This window comes from Bradyrhizobium sp. 44 (genome assembly GCF_023073095.1).
Classification (GTDB): Bacteria; Pseudomonadota; Alphaproteobacteria; order Rhizobiales; family Xanthobacteraceae; genus Bradyrhizobium.
In genome coordinates, this window is sequence record NZ_JADPIY010000020.1 from 323,983 (window position 1) to 341,697 (window position 17,715).

A 17,715-nucleotide genomic window follows, 5' to 3' on the forward strand; every position below is an offset into this window, starting at 1 on the left:
TCAGCGCGTGCCCGTCGCGCGCGCCGTCGTCTCGCGCGCCAGCAGCGTACGGGTCGCAGCGGTTACGTCGGCTTGCCGCATCAGGCTCTCGCCGACCAGGAAGGTCGACATGCCGACGCGCTCGAGCCGGGCGAGATCGGCGGGCGTAAAGATGCCGCTCTCGCCGACCATCAGCCGGTCCTGCGGAATCAGCGGCGCCAATGTTTCGCTGGTCGCAAGCGTGGTTTCGAAGGTGCGTAAATTGCGATTGTTGACGCCGATCATCGACGAACGCAGCTTCAGTGCGCGATCAAGCTCGGCGCGGTCGTGGATCTCGATCAGCACGTCCATGCCATGGGCGATGGCGGCGTCCTCGAGCTCTTTTGCCGTGGCATCATCGAGCGCCGCCATGATGATCAGGATGCAGTCGGCGCCATGCGCGCGGGCCTCCGCCACCTGGTAAGTGTCGAACATGAAATCCTTGCGCAGCACCGGCAGTGACGTTGCCGCGCGTGCCGCCACCATGAAGTCGAGATGGCCCTGGAACGAGGGCGTGTCCGTCAGCACCGACAGGCAGGCAGCACCCCCGGCCTCATAGGCCCTCGCAAGCAGCGGCGGATCGAAATCGGCGCGGATCAGGCCCTTTGACGGCGAGGCCTTCTTGACCTCCGCGATCAGCGCGTAGTCGCCATTGGTGTGCTTGGCCTTGATGGCGCGCAGGAAGCCGCGCGGTGCTGCTTGCGCCTTGGCCTTCGCTTCCACAGCCGACAGCGGCTGCGCGCGTTTGGCCGCCGCGATTTCCTCGCGCTTGTAGGCTGCGATCTTGGTCAAGATGTCCGACATGTCAGGCTCAGCCGTTCGAGACCGCGATCAAATGTTTCAGCCGCGCGCTCGCCGCGCCGCTGTCGAGTGATTTTGCGCCGATCACGACGCCTTCCTTGAGGTCCTTGGCACGCCCCGCCACGACCAATGCGGCAGCGGCGTTGATCAGCGCGACGTCACGGTAGGGGCTCGGCTTGCCGTCGAGCACGCTCTGCAAGGCGATAGCGTTCGCGTCGGCGTCGCCGCCTTTGAGTGCACCGGCCTCGCAGCGCGGCAGGCCCGCGTCCTCCGGCGTCACCTCGAAATTCCGGATCTCGCCGTTGTGGAGCGCGGAGACGAAGGTCGGCCCGGTGAGGGTGATTTCGTCGAGGCCATCGGAACCGTGCACGACCCAGGCGGATTCAGAGCCGAGGTTCTTGAGCACTTGCGCCAGCGGCTGCACCCATTGCCGGGAGAACACGCCGACCATCTGTCGCTTCACGCCCGCCGGATTGGACAACGGGCCGAGCAGGTTGAAGATCGTGCGTGTCGCAAGCTCCACCCGGGTCGGGCCGACGTTCTTCATGGCGGGATGATGGGCGGGGGCGAACATGAAGCCGATGCCGCATTCGCGTATGCAGCGGCCGACCTGCTCCGGCCTCAGATCGATCTTCACCCCGAGCGAAGCCAGCACGTCGGCGGCGCCGGAGCGCGACGACAGTGCGCGGTTGCCGTGCTTGGCCACCGGCAGACCGGCGCCCGAAACGATGAAGGAGGCGCAGGTCGAGACATTGACCGAGCCGGAGCCGTCGCCGCCGGTGCCGACAATGTCGACGGCGTCCGCGGGCGCATCGACCGTGAGCATCTTGGAGCGCATTGCCGCGACCGCGCCGGTGATCTCGTCCACGGTCTCGCCGCGCACCCGCAGCGCCATCAGCAGGCCGCCCATTTGCGAGGGCGTAGCCTCGCCGGACATCACGGCGTCGAAGGCGGAAGCCGCTTCGTCACGCGACAGGCTGGCGCCGGTCGCCACTTTTCCAATGATCGATTTCAGGTCGTCCATCGCGTGCTTTCAACTCACTGGTTCGCGCCGGTCACCTGCGCGAAGGCGGCCTGATTAATGGTGGTCCCGATGTCGGTTTCGAGCTTGTTGACGTAGGAAGCGACCTGCTCCTCGGTCTGCGCGCGGTCGAGACTGTCCTTCAGCTTCTTGACCGCCTCGGAAGCGGCATCGACCGTGGGATCGACGATCTCGGTGACGCGGAACACGATCACCTCGGTGCCGCCGGTCACTGCCGTCTGCCCGACGCCGTCCTTGGCGACACGGAAGGCGGCCGACACCACGGTTGCGGGCACGCTGGCGGGCGAGTCGTCGCGCTTGAAGCCGGTGGCGGTCTCGACCTTGGCGCCGATCGCGGCTGCTTCGTCGGCGAGCTTGCCGCCGGATTCGAGCTTCTGCACCATCTCGGTCGCCTTGGCCTTCAGCTTGGTCGCGATCTGGTCCTGGCGCCAGCGCGCCTCGACCTGGTCGCGGACCTCGTCGAGATTGCGGTCGCGCGAGGGCGTGATGGCAAGCACGTCGTACCAGACATAGCCGCCCTTGAAAGAGATCGAGTCGTTGTCGACGCCCACATCGGTGTTGAAGGCCTGCGACACCACGTCGAGGCCCTGCGGAATGCCGGAGATCGGCTGGCCGCTCGGGGCGCGGCCGGAACGGTCGACGGCGTCGATGGTCACGGCGGTGAGGCCGAGCTTCTGCGCCGCGTCGATCACGCTGGCACCGCCGCCGCGCTCGTCTTCCATCTTGTCGCGGAGATCGGCGACCTTGACCCGCGCACGCTCGGTGGCGATCTCGCGCTTGATGTCGGCGGCAACGCTCGCATAATTCGCCTCAGCGCCCGGCTCGATCTTGTCGACCTTGACGATCGACGTGCCGAGACGGCCCTGGATCGGCTGGCTGATTTCACCGGCGGGAAGCGCGAAGACGGCGTCTCCAACTGTGGGATCGAGCGAGGATTTGGTCACGAGCCCGAGATCGACGTCGGACGCGCTCAGTCCGCGCTCCTTGCCGAGGTCCTCGAACGACGTCCCGCTGGTGAGCCGCTCGCGTGCGGCCTGCGCCTCGGCGGCGTTGGGAAATACGATCTGCTGGATCTGGCGCTTCTCCGGCGTGCCGAGCCGGTCCTTGCGCTGGTCGAACGCTTTCTTGGCATCCTCGTCCGACACCTCGCTCCACTTGCCGATCTCCTCCGGCGAGACCACGACGAACGCGATCTTGCGATATTCGGGCGCGCGGAACTGGACCTTGTGATCCTCGAAATAGGCGGCGAGCGCCTCGGGCGATGGCGCGTCGACGGTGCCGGCCTGGGCCGCGTCGAGTCTGACGAATTCAATGGCGCGCTGCTCGTTCTGGAAGCGCGTCAGCACGTCGAGCATCGCCTTCGGCGGCTCGAGGCCAGCACCGATCGTGCCGGTGATCTGCCGACGCAACGAGACCTTGCGCTGCTCCGAAACGTAGCGCTGCTCGGTATAGCCGAAGTTGCGGATCACGGACTGAAAGCGGTTCGAATCGAAGTTGCCGCCGACGCCCTTGAAGTTCGGGTCGTTCATGATGAGCTGGCGGATCTGCTCGTCAGACTGGCCGAGCCCGAGCCGGCGCGCCTCTTCGTCGAGGGCGGCTTCCGCGATCGTCTGCTGCAGCACCTGACGGTCGAGACCGAAGGCGCGCGCCTGTTCAGGCGACAGCGGCCGGCCGAACTGGCGGCTGATCTGCTGGAGGCGATCGGTGTAAATCTGACGGAACTCGTTCAACGAAATCTCGGTGCCGCCGACCTTGGCCACGGTGGATTGCCCGAAGCCCTTGAAGATGTCGGCAATGCCCCAAACGCCGAAGCTGATGATCAGCACGCCCATCACAACGGCCATAATGGTCTTGCCGAGCCAGTTTGATGAGGCCTTGCGCATTCCTCGAAGCATTTGGTCCAACTTGTTTGGCAGGAGGGGAACGGGAGCGCGTCTTAATGCAGATTCCGCAAAAGCGCGTCACCAAATTGATCAATCATCATAAAGTGGTGGCTTTCCCCCCGCAACCTTGGGTCCGACAGGCTTTCGATGCCTGCGGTTAAAAGCCCCTGGTCACTGGAACTGCCACGGGACCTCTGCTAGCGCATGCACAAACCAAATTTTGCTGGAATTTGACATGACCGATGCCATCCGCCCCCTGATCGCCGGCAACTGGAAAATGAACGGCCTGAAGGCCTCGACTGCCGAATTCGACGCCATGCTCAATGGTGCGGCAGAGGTGGCCGGCAAAGCCGATTTGCTGGTTTGCCCGCCAGCGACACTGATCGCAGCCTTTGCCGAGAAGGCGCGCGGCAAGAAGGTCGCGGTGGGGGCCCAGGATTGCCACCCAAAGGCCTCCGGCGCCCATACCGGCGATATTGCCGCCGAAATGCTGGCGGATTCGGGTGCGACCGCGATCATCGTCGGTCATTCCGAGCGCCGCGCCGACCATGGCGAGGGCGATGCTCTGATCCGGCAGAAGGCCGAGGCCGCCGGGCGCGCCGGGGTGACGGCGATTGTCTGCATCGGCGAGACGCAAGCGCAGCGCGATGCGGGCCATACCCTGGATATCCTGCGCGGCCAGCTCAAGGGCTCGCTGCCGGACGGCTCCACTGCCGCAAATCTGGTCGTGGCCTATGAGCCGGTCTGGGCAATCGGCACCGGCCTGACCCCGACGTCCGGGGATGTCGAGCAGATTCATGGCTTTATCCGGGAATTTCTGACCTCCAGGTTCAAGGCCGACGGCGCCGGGATGCGCATCCTCTATGGCGGCTCGGTCAAGCCCTCGAACGCGGCCGAGCTGATGGCCGTGAAGAACGTCAATGGCGCGCTGGTCGGCGGGGCCAGCCTGAAGGCGGTCGATTTCCTTGCGATTGCGCAGGGCTGTTCCTAGCTAACTTCAAACCTTAGGACCCGGCCGATCGGGGGTGGCAATGACCCGTCTGATCGTGTAACACCGCGCAACTTCAGGAAAACCCCGCGAAGCACGATTGGCCGCCGTCTCGGCGCTGTCGGCTTGTGACGGAAGGACACTATGCAGACCGTTGTCATCGTCATTCACCTCATGATCGTCACCGTCATGATCGGCGCCGTCCTGCTCCAGAAGTCGGAAGGCGGCGGCCTGGGCATGGGAGGTGGCGCAGGTTTCATGTCGAGCCGTGGCACGGCGAACCTTCTGACGCGGACCACCGCGATCCTGGCCGTCGGCTTCTTCCTCACCAGCCTGTTCCTGTCCTGGTATGCCGGCTACGACCGCAAGCCGTCGTCGATCATCGGCGCACCGGCGTCGCAGACCCAGCCGGCCGGTGGCGGGCCGATCGCGCCGCCGACCTCGGGCGGCATCCTGGATTCGCTGAAGAAGGCCGACGAGCAGCAGCAGGCGCCGGCACCGAGCGGCCCGCAGGTACCTCGTTCGCAATAAAGCAGGGGGGCCATGCAGGGCGGCTTCTACCGTCCTGCATCAACAATCCCCATCAAGGCTCTGTCACCACTCTTAGTTCTGGCTCACCCACAGCCCCGCAAAATGTTTGGGGCGGAATACGAATCGCTTTGGCGAATCGAATTCGAGGGATTAGAGGTTAAGCCCCATGGCGCGGTACATATTCATCACCGGCGGCGTGGTTTCTTCGCTCGGCAAGGGTCTGGCTTCAGCGGCACTCGGTGCCCTGTTGCAAGCCCGGGGCTACAAGGTCCGCCTCCGCAAGCTCGACCCCTATCTCAATCTCGATCCCGGAACGATGTCGCCGTATCAGCACGGCGAAGTATTCGTGACCGATGACGGCGCGGAGACCGACCTCGATCTCGGTCACTATGAGCGCTTCACGGGGCGGCCGGCGACCAAGGCCGACAACATCACGACCGGGCGCATCTACCAGGACATCATCTCCAAGGAGCGGCGCGGCGATTATCTCGGCGCCACCATCCAGGTGGTTCCGCATGTCACCAATGCCATCAAGGATTTCGTCCTCGACGGCAACGACGATTACGACTTCGTGCTGGTCGAGATCGGCGGCACTGTCGGCGACATCGAAGGCCTGCCGTTCTTCGAGGCGATCCGCCAGCTCAAGAACGAGCTGCCGCGCGATCACGCCATCTACATTCATCTGACGCTGCTGCCGTACATCCCGAGCGCCGGTGAGCTGAAGACAAAGCCGACGCAGCACTCCGTCAAGGAGCTGCGCTCGATCGGCATCCAGCCGGACATCCTGCTTTGCCGTACCGATCGCGAAATCCCCAAGGAGGAACGGCGCAAGCTCGGGCTGTTCTGTAACGTGCGCGAGAGCGCCGTCATCGAGGCGCGCGACGCCGACAGCATCTACGCTGTCCCTCAGGCTTACCATGCCGCAGGCCTCGACGACGAAGTGCTTGCCGCCTTCGGCATCGGCTCGCGGATTCCGCCGGAGCTGCGGAGCTGGCAGCAGATCAACGAGCGCATCCGCAATCCCGAGGGCAACGTCACCATCGCCATCGTCGGCAAATATACCGGCATGAAGGATGCGTATAAGTCGCTAATCGAGGCGCTCTCGCATGGCGGCATCGCCAACAAGGTGAAGGTCAATCTCGACTGGATCGAAAGCGAGATCTTCGAGAAGGAAGATCCCGCGCCATTCCTCGAGCACGTCAACGGCATTCTGGTGCCCGGTGGCTTCGGCCAGCGCGGCGCCGAGGGCAAGATCCGCGCGGCGCAGTTCGCGCGCGAGCGCGACGTGCCGTATTTCGGCATCTGCTTCGGCATGCAGATGGCGGTGATCGAGGCTGCTCGGAATCTCGTCGGGATCGAGGAGGCCAACTCCACCGAGTTCGGCCCGACCAAGGAGCCCCTGGTGGGCTTGATGACGGAATGGCTACGCGGCAACGAGCTCGAGAAGCGCACCAACGCCGGCGATCTCGGCGGCACGATGCGCTTGGGTGCCTATCCCGCGGCGCTCAATCGCGGCAGCCGCGTCTCGGAGGTTTATGGCGGCGCGACCGAGATTTCCGAGCGCCACCGCCATCGCTACGAGGTCAACACCGCCTACAAGGATCGCCTCGAGCAGCACGGGCTGAAATTCTCGGGCCTGTCGCCCGACGGCGTGCTGCCGGAGATCGTCGAGTACGAGGATCACCCCTGGTTCATCGGCGTCCAGTTCCATCCCGAACTGAAGTCGCGCCCCTTCGAGCCGCATCCGCTGTTCGCGTCGTTCATTCGCGCGGCGATGGTGCAGAGCCGCCTGGTGTAATCGGCTCAGGGCGTGGCGGTGCAGTCACGTGCGAGATGCATCGGCTCCGGCGAGACCGGCGTTGACGTAGCAGGCGCAAGCGATCCCGTGACGAGCTTCATCTGCGGCCGTCGCGTCAGCTTGTAGACGGCGGCCGGCGGCACGTTGAGCAGGGCACGATCCACCAGCTTTGCGCGCAAGCCCAGCCGGTCGAGCACGGGCCGCGCGATCGGGCAACTCATGCCGTAGGTGAACTGGTAGAAGGCGCCGCCGGGTCGGACATGACTGAACGCGCCACCGACGATCGAGACGACCTTGCGCGTCGACATGTTGAGCAGGGGCAGACCGCTCACGACGGCGCCGACGGGCGCGCCGTCATAGAGGCGCTCCGTTGCCAGCCGCCCCGCATCCATCCACAAGACGCGCGCGTTGGGAAAACGCATCTGGAGCACCTTCATGAAGTCGGAGCCGTATTCGATCAGCGTGAGGTCCTGCTGGCGCACGCCGCGTTTGAGCAGCTTGTAAGTGAACGCGCCGGTGCCGGGGCCGAGTTCGAGAACAGGGCCGGTCGATGCGGTGATCTCGCGGGTGATGAGATCGGCCAGCGCCGCGCCTGACGGCGCGATCGCGCCGACGCGGCGCGGGGCTGACATCCATGACAGGAAGAACGAGAGGAAATCGTTGGGCATGCGCACTCCGGCATCTTGGTTGCACCTCGCAGGTCAGAGGTGAGGCGGCCGAACAATCGCTTGAGTGCATTGCGACAGCATTGCGGGCTGTATGCCGATTGCGTCAATTCTCCCGGACGGGCGGCAGTGAAATCCTGAAGCACGCGCCGCCGATCGCTGCGTCCGCGACCGAGATGTGGCCACCATGCAGGAGCACGATCTCGCGCACCATGTTGAGGCCGAGACCGGCACCGCGATCGAGCGGTGTCAGCCGGTAGAACGGCTCGAATATTTGTTCGCGCTGATCGGCCGGAATGCCGGCGCCTTCGTCCGTGACCTCGATGCTCGCGGGCCTGCTGATACGAATGCCGATGGTGCCGCGGCGAGGGCCGTGCTGGATCGCATTCTGCACGAGGTTGGTCAGCGCGCGCTCCAGCGCCGCCGCATCGCCGATCGTTTCGACCGGCGTGGAGGGGGCGTCGAGCGCCAGCTCGTAGCCGGCGGCAATGGCCAGCGGCGCGAGATCTGCGGCCGCGCTTTGCGCGATTGCGACGAGGTCGACGCGCGTGAAGGGATGACCGCAGCGATCGAGCCGCTGAATGTCCAGCAATTGCTCGGCAAGTGTCGCCAGCCGCGCGGAATCCTCCAGCAGCCGGGTCTTGTCCGGCCCCGCTGGAAGCGACTCCAGCCGCGTGTTCAGGATTGCGATCGGCGTGCGCAACTCGTGTGCGGCATCTGCGACGAAGCGCTTGTGGCGGGCATAGCCCTGGTCTAGCCGCGCCAGCGCGTCATTGACCGCGGTCACGAGCGGCACGACCTCCAGCGGAATCCGGTCCAGCGACAGCCGCGCGCCGCGTTGATGGATGTCGATACGCCGCGCCTGGTCCGCCGTCGCATCGAGCGCCTCGAAGGCGCGCCGCACGATCATCGGCGTGGCGATGAACGTCGCCGTTCCCATGAGGAGCAGGCCGGGCAGGGCGATGCCCAGCAATGCCAGCGATGTCATGAACAACGCCTTGGCGCCGGTGAGCTTGCCTTGCGTCGCCGTAATGATTTGCACATTGCCGGCGTCCGTGTCGACCCGCTTCAGCCGCGCCGGGGGCTTGCGCGGATCGTCCTCGAACAGCTGCCAGCCGAGCCGGGCCTGGCTGATCTGGTCGAGGCCGCTGCCGATGGCGGCGAATTCGGCCGGCACGGCGCCTTCGCTGAGCGAATGTCCCTGCCTGCCGCGGACCAGGAACCAGAGATCGGGGGTCTCGCTGCGCAATTGTTTCAGCTCGGTCGTCGACCGCAGGACCAGGTCGCCTTGCGCGTCGCGTCCGAGCGCTCGCTGGACGATATCGATCACGCGATCTTCGTCGCGCCCGGCGATCACGAACCCCGACACGCTCAACGCCCCGACGATGACGGCAACGAGCGCCGTGAGCAGCACCGCCTGGAGCGACAGCAGGCGCCAGCTCAGCCGCGAGCGCAGGCAATAGGGATCGTGGTGCTTGCTCATGGTAGCTTCTTCAAGAGATAGCCGACGCCGCGGATGCCATGGATCTCCACGTGCGCATCGGCTTCCGAGAGTTTGCGGCGCAAGCGCGACACATGCGTATCGAGCGCATTCGACTGGATCTCGTCGTCGAAACTGTAGACGGCTTCTTCCAGCGCGGAGCGCAGCACGGTCCGGCCCATGCGGCGGACCAGTGCCTCCAGCACGAGGAGCTCGCGCCGCGGTAGCTCGAGCGGAGCCCCGTCGATGCTTGCCTCGCGATGGCCGAAATCGAAGGCGAGGCGGCCGGCGTGCATGATGTCGGGATGCAGCCCGGCGGGCCGGCGCAGCACGGCGCGCAGCCGCGCCAGCAATTCCTCCACCGCGAACGGCTTTGACAGATAATCATCCGCTCCGCAGTCGAGCCCGGCGACCCGGTCGGCGAGTTCGCCGCGCGCCGTCAACACGATGATCGGTACGCCGTCGGCGCGCGCCCTGAGTTTCGGGATCAGGGTGAGACCGTCGCCATCGGGAAGCTGGCGATCGAGCAGGACGGCGGCGTGGACGTCGGCAGAAATGGCCTCTTCCGCCTCGGCGAGCGTGGGGGCGTGGTCCACGACCATGTCGTAGCGCTTCAGCGCCGACGCCAGCGCGTCGGCCATTTCGGCCTCGTCCTCGACGAGCAAAATCCGCATGATCCGCACCTCAACCTCAATCGCGCCAATCTAGCGGGCGTACCATTGCGGCAGCATTGCGGGAACCGGCTCTCCATGAAGCGGCTTTGAGCGGACCTTAGCCATGCGCGGAACGCCACAGGGGGCGGCCGAGCGGGCCTCAAGACACCGTCAGGGCCAGCCGATATAACCGCCGGACCTGATCAGGGAGGAACAAGAATGATCTACGAAATGCGCATCTATCGCTGCGTGCCCGGCCGCCTGCCGGCACTGCTCAAGCGGTTCGAGACCGTCACGCTGAAGGTGTGGGAAAAGCACGGCATCAAGCAGGCCGGGTTTTTTACGACGCTGATCGGTGAATCCAACCAGGAGCTGACCTATTTTCTGGCCTGGGAGTCGCTCGCCGAGCGCGAGAAGAAGTGGGCCGCCTTCATGACCGATCCGGACTGGATGAAAGGGCGCGCCGAGAGCGAGGCGGACGGCCAGATCGTCGGCAACATCGTCAGCCAGATTCTGGCGCCGACCGCCTTCTCGGCGGTGAAGTAGAGGCTGCCGGCGCGAGGCCGTCGCGGGGGGCCTGGGCGCAACCCTGATATTCTGGGAGCCCAGGCCGAATGGGGTTGATCCGCCCTTCATCGCGGCTATGGTCGCGCCGCAACGAGGGATTTGCCTTGAGCTCTTCGACGTCAGCGGCGCCGGTCGTCACCATTGGCAAGGTCAAATTCGGCAATGATCTGCCGATCTCGATTATTGCCGGGCCGTGTCAGCTCGAAAGCCGCCAGCATGCGCTGGAGGTGGCCTCCGCACTGAAGGAGATCGCCGCGCGGCTGCAGATCGGCCTCGTCTACAAGACCTCGTTCGACAAGGCCAACCGTACCAGCGCGTCGGCTGCGCGTGGCCTCGGGCTTGCGCAGTCGCTGCCGATCTTCGCCGAAATCCGATCGTCGCTCGGCCTGCCGGTTCTGACCGACGTGCATGACGCCGCGCAGTGCGCCGATGTGGCGCAGGCGGTGGACATCCTGCAGATCCCGGCCTTCCTGTGTCGCCAGACCGATCTGCTGCTGGCGGCCGCCGCGACCGGCAAGGTCGTCAACGTCAAGAAGGGTCAGTTTCTCGCGCCCTGGGACATGGCCAACGTAGTCTCCAAGATCACGAGCGCGAACAATCCTAATGTGCTCGTCACCGAGCGTGGCGCGTCCTTCGGCTACAACACGCTGGTCTCCGACATGCGCGCCTTGCCGATCCTGGCGCGGACCACCGGCGCCCCCGTGATCTTCGACGCGACGCATTCGGTGCAACAGCCGGGCGGGAAGGGGACGTCTTCCGGGGGCGAGCGCGAATTCGTGCCGGTGCTCGCACGCGCAGCCGTTGCCGTCGGTGTTGCCGGTGTCTTCATCGAGACCCATCCCGACCCTGATAACGCGCCGTCCGACGGACCCAACATGGTGCCGCTGCGCGAGTTCGAGGCGCTGATCCGAAAGCTGATGGCATTCGACGCGCTCGCCAAAGATTCTACCAAAGCCGATCCGCGCTGATGCAGGAAGGCGCAGCGCGGCCGCACGATCACGGCCTGCCGGCCGCGCTCTACGTCATCTCCGGTGCAAGCTTTGCCGCAGCGCTCTCCGCGCGCGCGCTCGATCCGGTGCTGCCGCACGTCGCCGAGGACTTTGGCGTCAGCATCGCGACCGCTGCCGGTTTTGCCGCGGTGTTCGCCTTCACCTTCTCGATCATCCAGCCGATCGTCGGCGCCGCCGCCGATCTGTTCGGCAAGACGCGGCTGATGATCGGCTGCCTTGCGCTGCTCGGCCTTGCCAACATCCTGGGCTCGCTCTCGACCTCGTTCTCGGTCCTGTTCGCGACCCGTATCCTCGCCGGCATCGGCTCCGGCGGCGTGTTTCCGGTGGCGCTCAGCCTGACCAGCGATCTCGTCGGTCCGGAGAAACGCCAGGTCGCGATCAGCCGCACGCTTGCCGGCGCGATGACAGGCAATCTCCTCGGAGCCTCGGCCTCCGGCCTGATCGGCGATTTCCTCGGCTGGCGCGGCGTGCTGGCGGTGCTCGGCGTGCTCGTGATCGTTGCATCGATCGCGGTCGCCGCCGGTTTTCGTGGCGCCAAGGTCAAGCATCCGCCGAAGACGAGCCTGTCGGCGCTGAAGGCGGGCTATCGCACTATCTTCACCAACCCGAACGCCTATGTCTGTTATGCGGCGGTGTTCATCGAAGGCTGCTGCGTGCTCGGCCTGTTTCCCTACATCGCCTCGTTCCTGTTCGAACTCGGGCAGACCTCGCTCTCGATCGCGGGTCTCGTCATCGCGGGCTTTGCGGTCGGCGGCTTGTTCTACACCCTGACGGTGTCGCGCCTGCTGCCATGGCTGGGCATGAAGCGAATGATGATCGCGGGGATGACGCTGGTGGCCTCCCAGCTCGTTGTCGTCGCCTTCGGCCTGCGCTGGGAAGTGCAGGCACTCAATCTCATCGTGATGGGCTGGGGTTTCTACATCGCCCATGGCTGCCTTCAGATGTTTGCCAGCGAGCTCTCGGTCGAGGCACGCGCGACCGCGCTGTCGCTGCATTCGTTCTTCTTCTTCATGGGGCAGACGGTCGGGCCGCTCGCCTACGGCCTTGGCCTGCAGCATGGCGGCAAGATGCCGACCCTGTTCGCGAGCGCCGCGATCATGGTCGCGCTCGGTTTCGTGTGCGCCCGGTTGCTCAAGCAGCGCGCGCCATCCGACGCGCGCTGAGGCCTGGACACGAGAGAGAGCTCAGCCCCGCCCGCGATAAGGCGCGACGCCCTGCTCGGGCACCCACAATCCCTTCGGCGCACGGCCGGTCTGCCAGAACACGTCGATCGGGATGCCGCCGCGCGGATACCAGTAGCCGCCGATGCGCAGGAACTTCGGCTTGATCTCGCTCGCGATGCGCTTGCCGATCATGACGGTGCAGTCCTCGTGGAAGGCGCCGTGATTGCGGAAGCTCGCGATGTAGAGTTTGAGCGACTTCGACTCCAGCAACCATTGGCCGGGGGCGTAGTCGATCATCAGATGTGCGAAATCCGGCTGTCCCGTGACCGGGCAGAGCGAGGTGAATTCCGGCACGGTGAAGCGTACCAGATAATCGGTGCCGCCTTGCGGATTGGGCACGCGGTCGAGCTTGGCTTTTTCGGGCGCATCCGGCCATTCCACGGCGCGGCCAAGCTGCAGGGCAGCTGAATCCGAGCTTGAGTTGTTCGATTTGCTGGGCTTTTTCGACATCAGGCCGCCTCCGTGGCGCCCTCTTAGCCAATCATCGTGCGGCCGTCACCCGGCCTTTTCCGCTTCGATGCATTGCGGTAGAAGCACCCCAACTGACTGCTTAGTCCCCCGAAAAGAGGCCCTCATGACCGCCATCATCGACATCATCGGACGCGAAATCCTGGATAGCCGGGGCAATCCCACCGTCGAGGTCGACGTCGTGCTGGAAGATGGCGCGCTTGGCCGTGCTGCCGTGCCGTCCGGCGCCTCCACCGGCGCCCACGAGGCGGTGGAACTGCGCGACGGCGACAAGGCCCGCTATCTCGGCAAGGGCGTCACCAAGGCGGTCGGCGCCGTCAACGGCGAGATCTTCGAGGCGCTGAACGGCCTCGATGTCGAGCAGCAGGCCCAGCTCGACCAGATCATGATCGACCTCGACGGCACGCCGAACAAGAGCCGGCTGGGAGCCAACGCCATTCTCGGCGTCTCGCTCGCCTGCGCCAAGGCGGCTGCGAACTCGCTCGACATGCCGCTGTACCGTTACGTCGGCGGCACCTCGGCGCGTCTCTTGCCGGTGCCGATGATGAACATCATCAATGGCGGCATGCACGCCGACAACCCGATCGACTTCCAGGAATTCATGATCCTGCCGGTTGGCGCGTCTTCCTTTGCCGAGGGCCTGCGCTACGGCGCCGAGGTCTTCCACACCCTGAAGTCGGAGCTGAAGAAGGCCGGCCACAACACCAATGTCGGCGACGAGGGCGGCTTTGCCCCGAACCTGCCGTCGGCGGACGCCGCGCTCGAATTCGTCATGAACGCGATCGGCAAGGCCGGTTACAAGGCGGGCTCCGACATCGTCATTGGGCTCGACTGCGCCTCGACCGAGTTCTTCAAGGACGGCAAATACGTCTACGAAGGCGAGGGCAAGACCCGCTCGATCTCCGAGCAGGCCAAGTACCTTGCCGACCTCGTCTCGCGCTATCCGATCGTGACCATCGAGGACGGCATGTCGGAAGACGACATGGACGGCTGGAAAGAGCTGACCGACCTCGTCGGCAAGAAGTGCCAGCTCGTCGGCGACGATCTCTTCGTCACCAACGTCAAGCGCCTTGCCGAAGGCATCAAGGCCGGACGGGCCAACTCGATCCTGATCAAGGTCAACCAGATCGGCACGCTGACCGAGACGCTCGCCGCCGTCGAGATGGCGCACAAGGCCGGCTACACCTCGGTGATGTCGCACCGCTCCGGCGAGACCGAGGATTCCACCATCGCCGACCTCGCGGTCGCCACCAATTGCGGACAGATCAAGACCGGCTCCCTTGCACGCTCCGATCGCACCGCCAAATACAACCAGCTCCTGCGCATCGAGCAGCAGCTCGGCAAGCAGGCGCTCTACGGCGGCAAGGCGGCACTGAAGGCTCTGGCATAAGCCAGCGGTCGGACAAAAACAGGGGAGGATCGACATGAGCGACGGCAAAAACGGCCTGCAACTGCGTTCGCTGATCAAGAAGAGCGGCGAGCTCGAAATCTCGCTGCTCGACGTGCCGACCCCCGAACCCGCCGCGGACGAGGTCGTCGTCCGCGTTGAGGCGGCGCCGATCAACCCGTCCGACCTCGGGCTCCTGATCGGCGCGGCCGACATGAGCACGGCAAAGGCTTCGGGCGACAAGGGCGCTCCCGTCATCACCGCGAAGGTGCCGGAAGGCGCGATGCGGGCGATGGCAGGCCGGCTCGACGAGTCCATGCCGGTTGGTAACGAAGGTGCGGGAGTCGTGATCAGGACCGGCTCGTCGGATGCCGCCAAGGCCCTGATGGGCAAGACCGTCGCCATGATCGGCGGCGCGATGTATACGCAGTATCGCACGTTGAAAGTGCGCGAGTGCCTGCCGCTGCCGGACGGCACCACGCCGGCCGAAGGTGCCTCCTGCTTCGTCAATCCGCTGACCGCGCTCGGCATGACCGAGACCATGCGGCGCGAGGGTCACAAGGCGCTGGTGCACACTGCGGCCGCCTCCAATCTCGGCCAGATGCTGAACAAGATCTGCATCAAGGACGGCATCCCGCTGGTCAACATCGTCCGCAGCAAGGAGCAGGCCGACATACTGCACAAGATCGGCGCCAAATACGTCGTCGATTCCACCGCGCCGAGCTTCCTCGGCGATCTCACCAATGCGCTGGTCGAGACCGGCGCCACCATCGCCTTCGATGCCATCGGCGGCGGCAAGCTCGCGGGCGACATCCTCAACTGTATGGAAGTCGCGATCAACAAGACCGCGAAGGAATACAGCCGCTACGGCTCCAACGTGCACAAGCAGGTCTACGTCTACGGCGCACTCGATGTCCGCCCGATCGAGCTGCCGCGCGGCTTCGGCATGGCCTGGAGCGTCGGCGGCTGGCTGCTGTTTCCGTTTCTGATGAAGATCGGCCAGGCGGACGGGGCCAGGCTGCGCCAGCGCGTGGTCGACGAACTGAAGACCACGTTTGCCAGCCACTACACCAAGGTGGTGTCACTTCCAGAGGCGCTCGATCCCGCCAACATCGCGGTCTACGCCAAACGCGCCACCGGCGAAAAATTCCTCATCAACCCAAATAAATAATCGCGGCGTGCGACTGCACGTCACCCAAAGAAGGTCTTGCCTTCTGAGCGAAGCGGGGGATTATTCCGCCGCCATTGAAAGCGGAAAAATCCGCAAGGCGCGCTCAGAAGGGGACCTCTCCATGACCGATCTCAATCGCCGCCATTTGCTCACAGGCGCCGCCGCCCTCGGTGCGGCAGCCGTAACCAAGCTTGGATCGACCGCCGCAAACGCCGCGGTGCCGCAAGCCGGCACGCAGGCGCCGGGCTTCTACCGCTATAAGGTCGGCAGCTACGAGTGCACCTCGATCAATGACGGCGCGCGCACTTTCCCGATGCCGGACAAGTTCGTCGTCAACGCGCCGAGGGAGGAAGCGCTGGCCGCGGGCGAGGCGGCCTACATGCCGAAGGGCATGGTCACGGTGCCGTTCAACCCGCAGCTCATCAACACCGGCTCCAAGCTCGTGCTGATCGATACCGGCAACGGTGTCGCCAATCTGGAGTCCAGCAAGGGCGCCGTCGGCCGCACGCTGCAAAACCTCCAAGCCGCTGGCGTCGACCCCAAGAGCATCGACGTGGTGCTGCTCTCGCATCTGCATCCGGATCACACCAACGGCATTCGTCTCGCCGACGGCGCGCTTGCCTTCCCCAATGCGGAGATCATGGTGCCGGGCAAGGACTGGGAGTTCTGGACCAGCGAGGACAACGCCGCCAAGGCCGAGTCCAACGCGATGATGAAGAACTACTTCGCCAACGTGAAGAAGACCTTTGCCGGCCTCGAATCCAAGGTGACGAAATACGAGTGGGGCAAGGAGGTCGCGCCGGGCATCACGTCGATCGCGACGCCCGGCCACACCCCCGGGCACACCTCGTTCGCGGTCGCCTCGGGCGATGCCAAGGTGCTGATCCAGTCCGACGTCACCAACATCCCAGAGTTCTTCCTGCGCAATCCGGACTGGCATGTGATGTTCGACACCGATGCTGCGCTGGCGCAGGAGACCCGCCACAAATTCTACGACATGGCGGCAGCCGAAAAGGCGACCGTGATCGGCTTCCACTTCACCTTCCCCTCGGTCGGCCATGTCGAGAAGGACGGCGCCAAATATCGCCTGATCCCGTCGGCGTGGAATCCGACGATCTGAGCCGATTTGCAGATTTGTGCCGAGGAGTCAGGCCGCCACTTGGCGGCCTGATTGTTTGGGCAACCGTTCAGAAACCCAGCGTTTCCAAATCCGACCGGTCCATGCACTTGCATCCATCGCTCGGGACCGCTTAAGTGCCGCCCCGGCACTCCCGCTGAAGATTTCGAGGACACTCCATGGCCTACAATATCGTCACGATCGCCGGCAGCCTGCGCAAGGACAGCTTCTCGCTGAAGATCGCTCATGCGCTCGCCAAGCTCGCGCCGGCTTCGCTCAAGCTCGAGGTCATCACGCCGGCCGGCATCTCGTTCTTCAACCAGGACCTCGAGGGCGCGCCGCCGGCCGATTGGCTGTCTTTTCGCGAAAAGATCCAGAAGTCGGACGGCGTCATCTTCGTCACGCCGGAATACAATCGCGCGATCCCCGGCGTGCTGAAGAACGCCATCGACGTCGCCTCGCGGCCCTATGGCAAGAGCTCGTTCAACGGCAAGCCGGTCGGCATCATCTCGAACTCGCCGGGCCCGCTCGGCGGCGTCAGCGCGGCCAAGACGCTGCAGAACATCCTGCCGGGCATTTCCGGCCCGATCATGCAGCAGCCCGAGGCCTATCTGAACGGCGTCGGCGACGCTTTCGATGCCGACGGCAACCTGACCAAGGAGTCCCTGAAGCCGGTGCTCCAGGCCTATATCGACGCGTTTGCGGTGCACGTGGCGAAGCACCACGGCTGAGGCTAAATCGCCCGCAGCCACAGCGTAGGCCCTCATCCTGAGGAGAACGCGAAGCGTTCGTCTCGAAGGATGGCTCCGGGAAATTGCCGGGCCTTCATGGTTCGAGACGGCGCTTTGCGCCTCCTCACCATGAGGGGTCCGCCTGCGTCAGTCGCCCGAAATTAGCGCGCCCTTAACCAACC

General features: G+C 65.0%; 17 protein-coding genes. 10 read left to right on the forward strand and 7 right to left on the reverse strand.

Annotated elements, in window-relative coordinates:
- Genes trpC through IVB41_RS23720 form a run of 3 tightly spaced genes read right to left on the reverse strand, consistent with a single transcriptional unit; the run spans position 1 to position 3,756 of the window.
- Entirely contained in the window at positions 1–822 is an 822-nt protein-coding gene (trpC, locus tag IVB41_RS23710) for an indole-3-glycerol phosphate synthase TrpC (RefSeq protein ID WP_247435454.1), read from the reverse strand.
- 7 nt (positions 823–829) lie between these two features.
- On the reverse strand, positions 830–1,843 hold the full coding sequence (gene trpD, locus IVB41_RS23715) for an anthranilate phosphoribosyltransferase (RefSeq protein ID WP_247435457.1): 1,014 nt from the start codon (positions 1,841–1,843) through the stop codon (positions 830–832).
- Positions 1,844–1,857: 14 nt separating this feature from the next.
- Positions 1,858–3,756 (reverse strand): peptidylprolyl isomerase, encoded by a 1,899-nt coding sequence (locus IVB41_RS23720; RefSeq protein WP_247435461.1) that lies wholly within the window; start codon positions 3,754–3,756, stop codon positions 1,858–1,860.
- A 223-nt stretch (positions 3,757–3,979) separates the two neighbouring features.
- Between IVB41_RS23720 and tpiA the strand changes: the two genes are divergently transcribed.
- The 3 genes from tpiA to IVB41_RS23735 all read left to right on the forward strand — a co-directional run bounded on the left by tpiA (position 3,980) and on the right by IVB41_RS23735 (position 7,061).
- Entirely contained in the window at positions 3,980–4,735 is a 756-nt protein-coding gene (gene tpiA, locus IVB41_RS23725) for a triose-phosphate isomerase (RefSeq protein ID WP_247435464.1), read from the forward strand.
- 141 nt (positions 4,736–4,876) lie between these two features.
- Positions 4,877–5,263 (forward strand): preprotein translocase subunit SecG, encoded by a 387-nt coding sequence (gene secG, locus IVB41_RS23730; protein WP_007590603.1) that lies wholly within the window; start codon positions 4,877–4,879, stop codon positions 5,261–5,263.
- Between the two features lie 166 nt (positions 5,264–5,429).
- Entirely contained in the window at positions 5,430–7,061 is a 1,632-nt protein-coding gene (locus IVB41_RS23735; RefSeq protein WP_007590604.1) for a CTP synthase, read from the forward strand.
- Between the two features lie 5 nt (positions 7,062–7,066).
- Here IVB41_RS23735 and IVB41_RS23740 read toward each other — a convergent pair whose 3' ends face one another.
- From IVB41_RS23740 to IVB41_RS23750, 3 genes are all read right to left on the reverse strand, one after another.
- Positions 7,067–7,729, reverse strand: a complete 663-nt coding sequence (locus tag IVB41_RS23740) for a class I SAM-dependent methyltransferase (protein WP_247356357.1) — start codon at positions 7,727–7,729, stop codon at positions 7,067–7,069.
- Between the two features lie 103 nt (positions 7,730–7,832).
- Entirely contained in the window at positions 7,833–9,209 is a 1,377-nt protein-coding gene (locus IVB41_RS23745) for a HAMP domain-containing sensor histidine kinase (RefSeq protein WP_247435469.1), read from the reverse strand.
- Positions 9,206–9,880, reverse strand: coding sequence for a response regulator transcription factor (locus IVB41_RS23750; RefSeq protein ID WP_027567114.1), 675 nt, complete (start codon positions 9,878–9,880; stop codon positions 9,206–9,208). Before IVB41_RS23750 ends, IVB41_RS23745 begins: the two co-directional genes overlap by 4 nt.
- A 198-nt stretch (positions 9,881–10,078) precedes the next feature.
- Here IVB41_RS23750 and IVB41_RS23755 point away from each other — a divergent pair, with 198 nt between their 5' ends.
- The 3 genes from IVB41_RS23755 to IVB41_RS23765 all read left to right on the forward strand — a co-directional run bounded on the left by IVB41_RS23755 (position 10,079) and on the right by IVB41_RS23765 (position 12,599).
- Positions 10,079–10,405, forward strand: a complete 327-nt coding sequence (locus IVB41_RS23755; RefSeq protein ID WP_007610789.1) for an NIPSNAP family protein — start codon at positions 10,079–10,081, stop codon at positions 10,403–10,405.
- A gap of 125 nt (positions 10,406–10,530) precedes the next feature.
- Positions 10,531–11,394, forward strand: a complete 864-nt coding sequence (gene kdsA, locus IVB41_RS23760; RefSeq protein ID WP_247435472.1) for a 3-deoxy-8-phosphooctulonate synthase — start codon at positions 10,531–10,533, stop codon at positions 11,392–11,394.
- Positions 11,394–12,599, forward strand: a complete 1,206-nt coding sequence (locus IVB41_RS23765; protein ID WP_247435475.1) for an MFS transporter — start codon at positions 11,394–11,396, stop codon at positions 12,597–12,599. The genes kdsA and IVB41_RS23765 overlap by 1 nt, the downstream gene beginning before the upstream one ends.
- Positions 12,600–12,620: 21 nt before the next feature.
- Here IVB41_RS23765 and queF read toward each other — a convergent pair whose 3' ends face one another.
- The gene (gene queF / locus IVB41_RS23770) at positions 12,621–13,109 is read right to left on the reverse strand and encodes a preQ(1) synthase (RefSeq protein WP_247289657.1); all 489 of its coding nucleotides are present in this window, start codon (positions 13,107–13,109) and stop codon (positions 12,621–12,623) included.
- A 124-nt stretch (positions 13,110–13,233) separates the two neighbouring features.
- On the opposite strand from queF, the gene eno reads away from it, so the two are divergent.
- From eno to IVB41_RS23790, 4 genes are all read left to right on the forward strand, one after another.
- The gene (gene eno / locus IVB41_RS23775) at positions 13,234–14,517 is read left to right on the forward strand and encodes a phosphopyruvate hydratase (protein ID WP_027567111.1); all 1,284 of its coding nucleotides are present in this window, start codon (positions 13,234–13,236) and stop codon (positions 14,515–14,517) included.
- 34 nt (positions 14,518–14,551) lie between these two features.
- Positions 14,552–15,685 (forward strand): zinc-binding dehydrogenase, encoded by a 1,134-nt coding sequence (locus tag IVB41_RS23780; protein WP_247435478.1) that lies wholly within the window; start codon positions 14,552–14,554, stop codon positions 15,683–15,685.
- Between the two features lie 121 nt (positions 15,686–15,806).
- Positions 15,807–16,805, forward strand: coding sequence for an MBL fold metallo-hydrolase (locus tag IVB41_RS23785; protein WP_247435481.1), 999 nt, complete (start codon positions 15,807–15,809; stop codon positions 16,803–16,805).
- 176 nt (positions 16,806–16,981) lie between these two features.
- The gene (locus IVB41_RS23790; RefSeq protein WP_247435484.1) at positions 16,982–17,533 is read left to right on the forward strand and encodes an NADPH-dependent FMN reductase; all 552 of its coding nucleotides are present in this window, start codon (positions 16,982–16,984) and stop codon (positions 17,531–17,533) included.
- Positions 17,534–17,715: the final 182 nt, after the last annotated feature.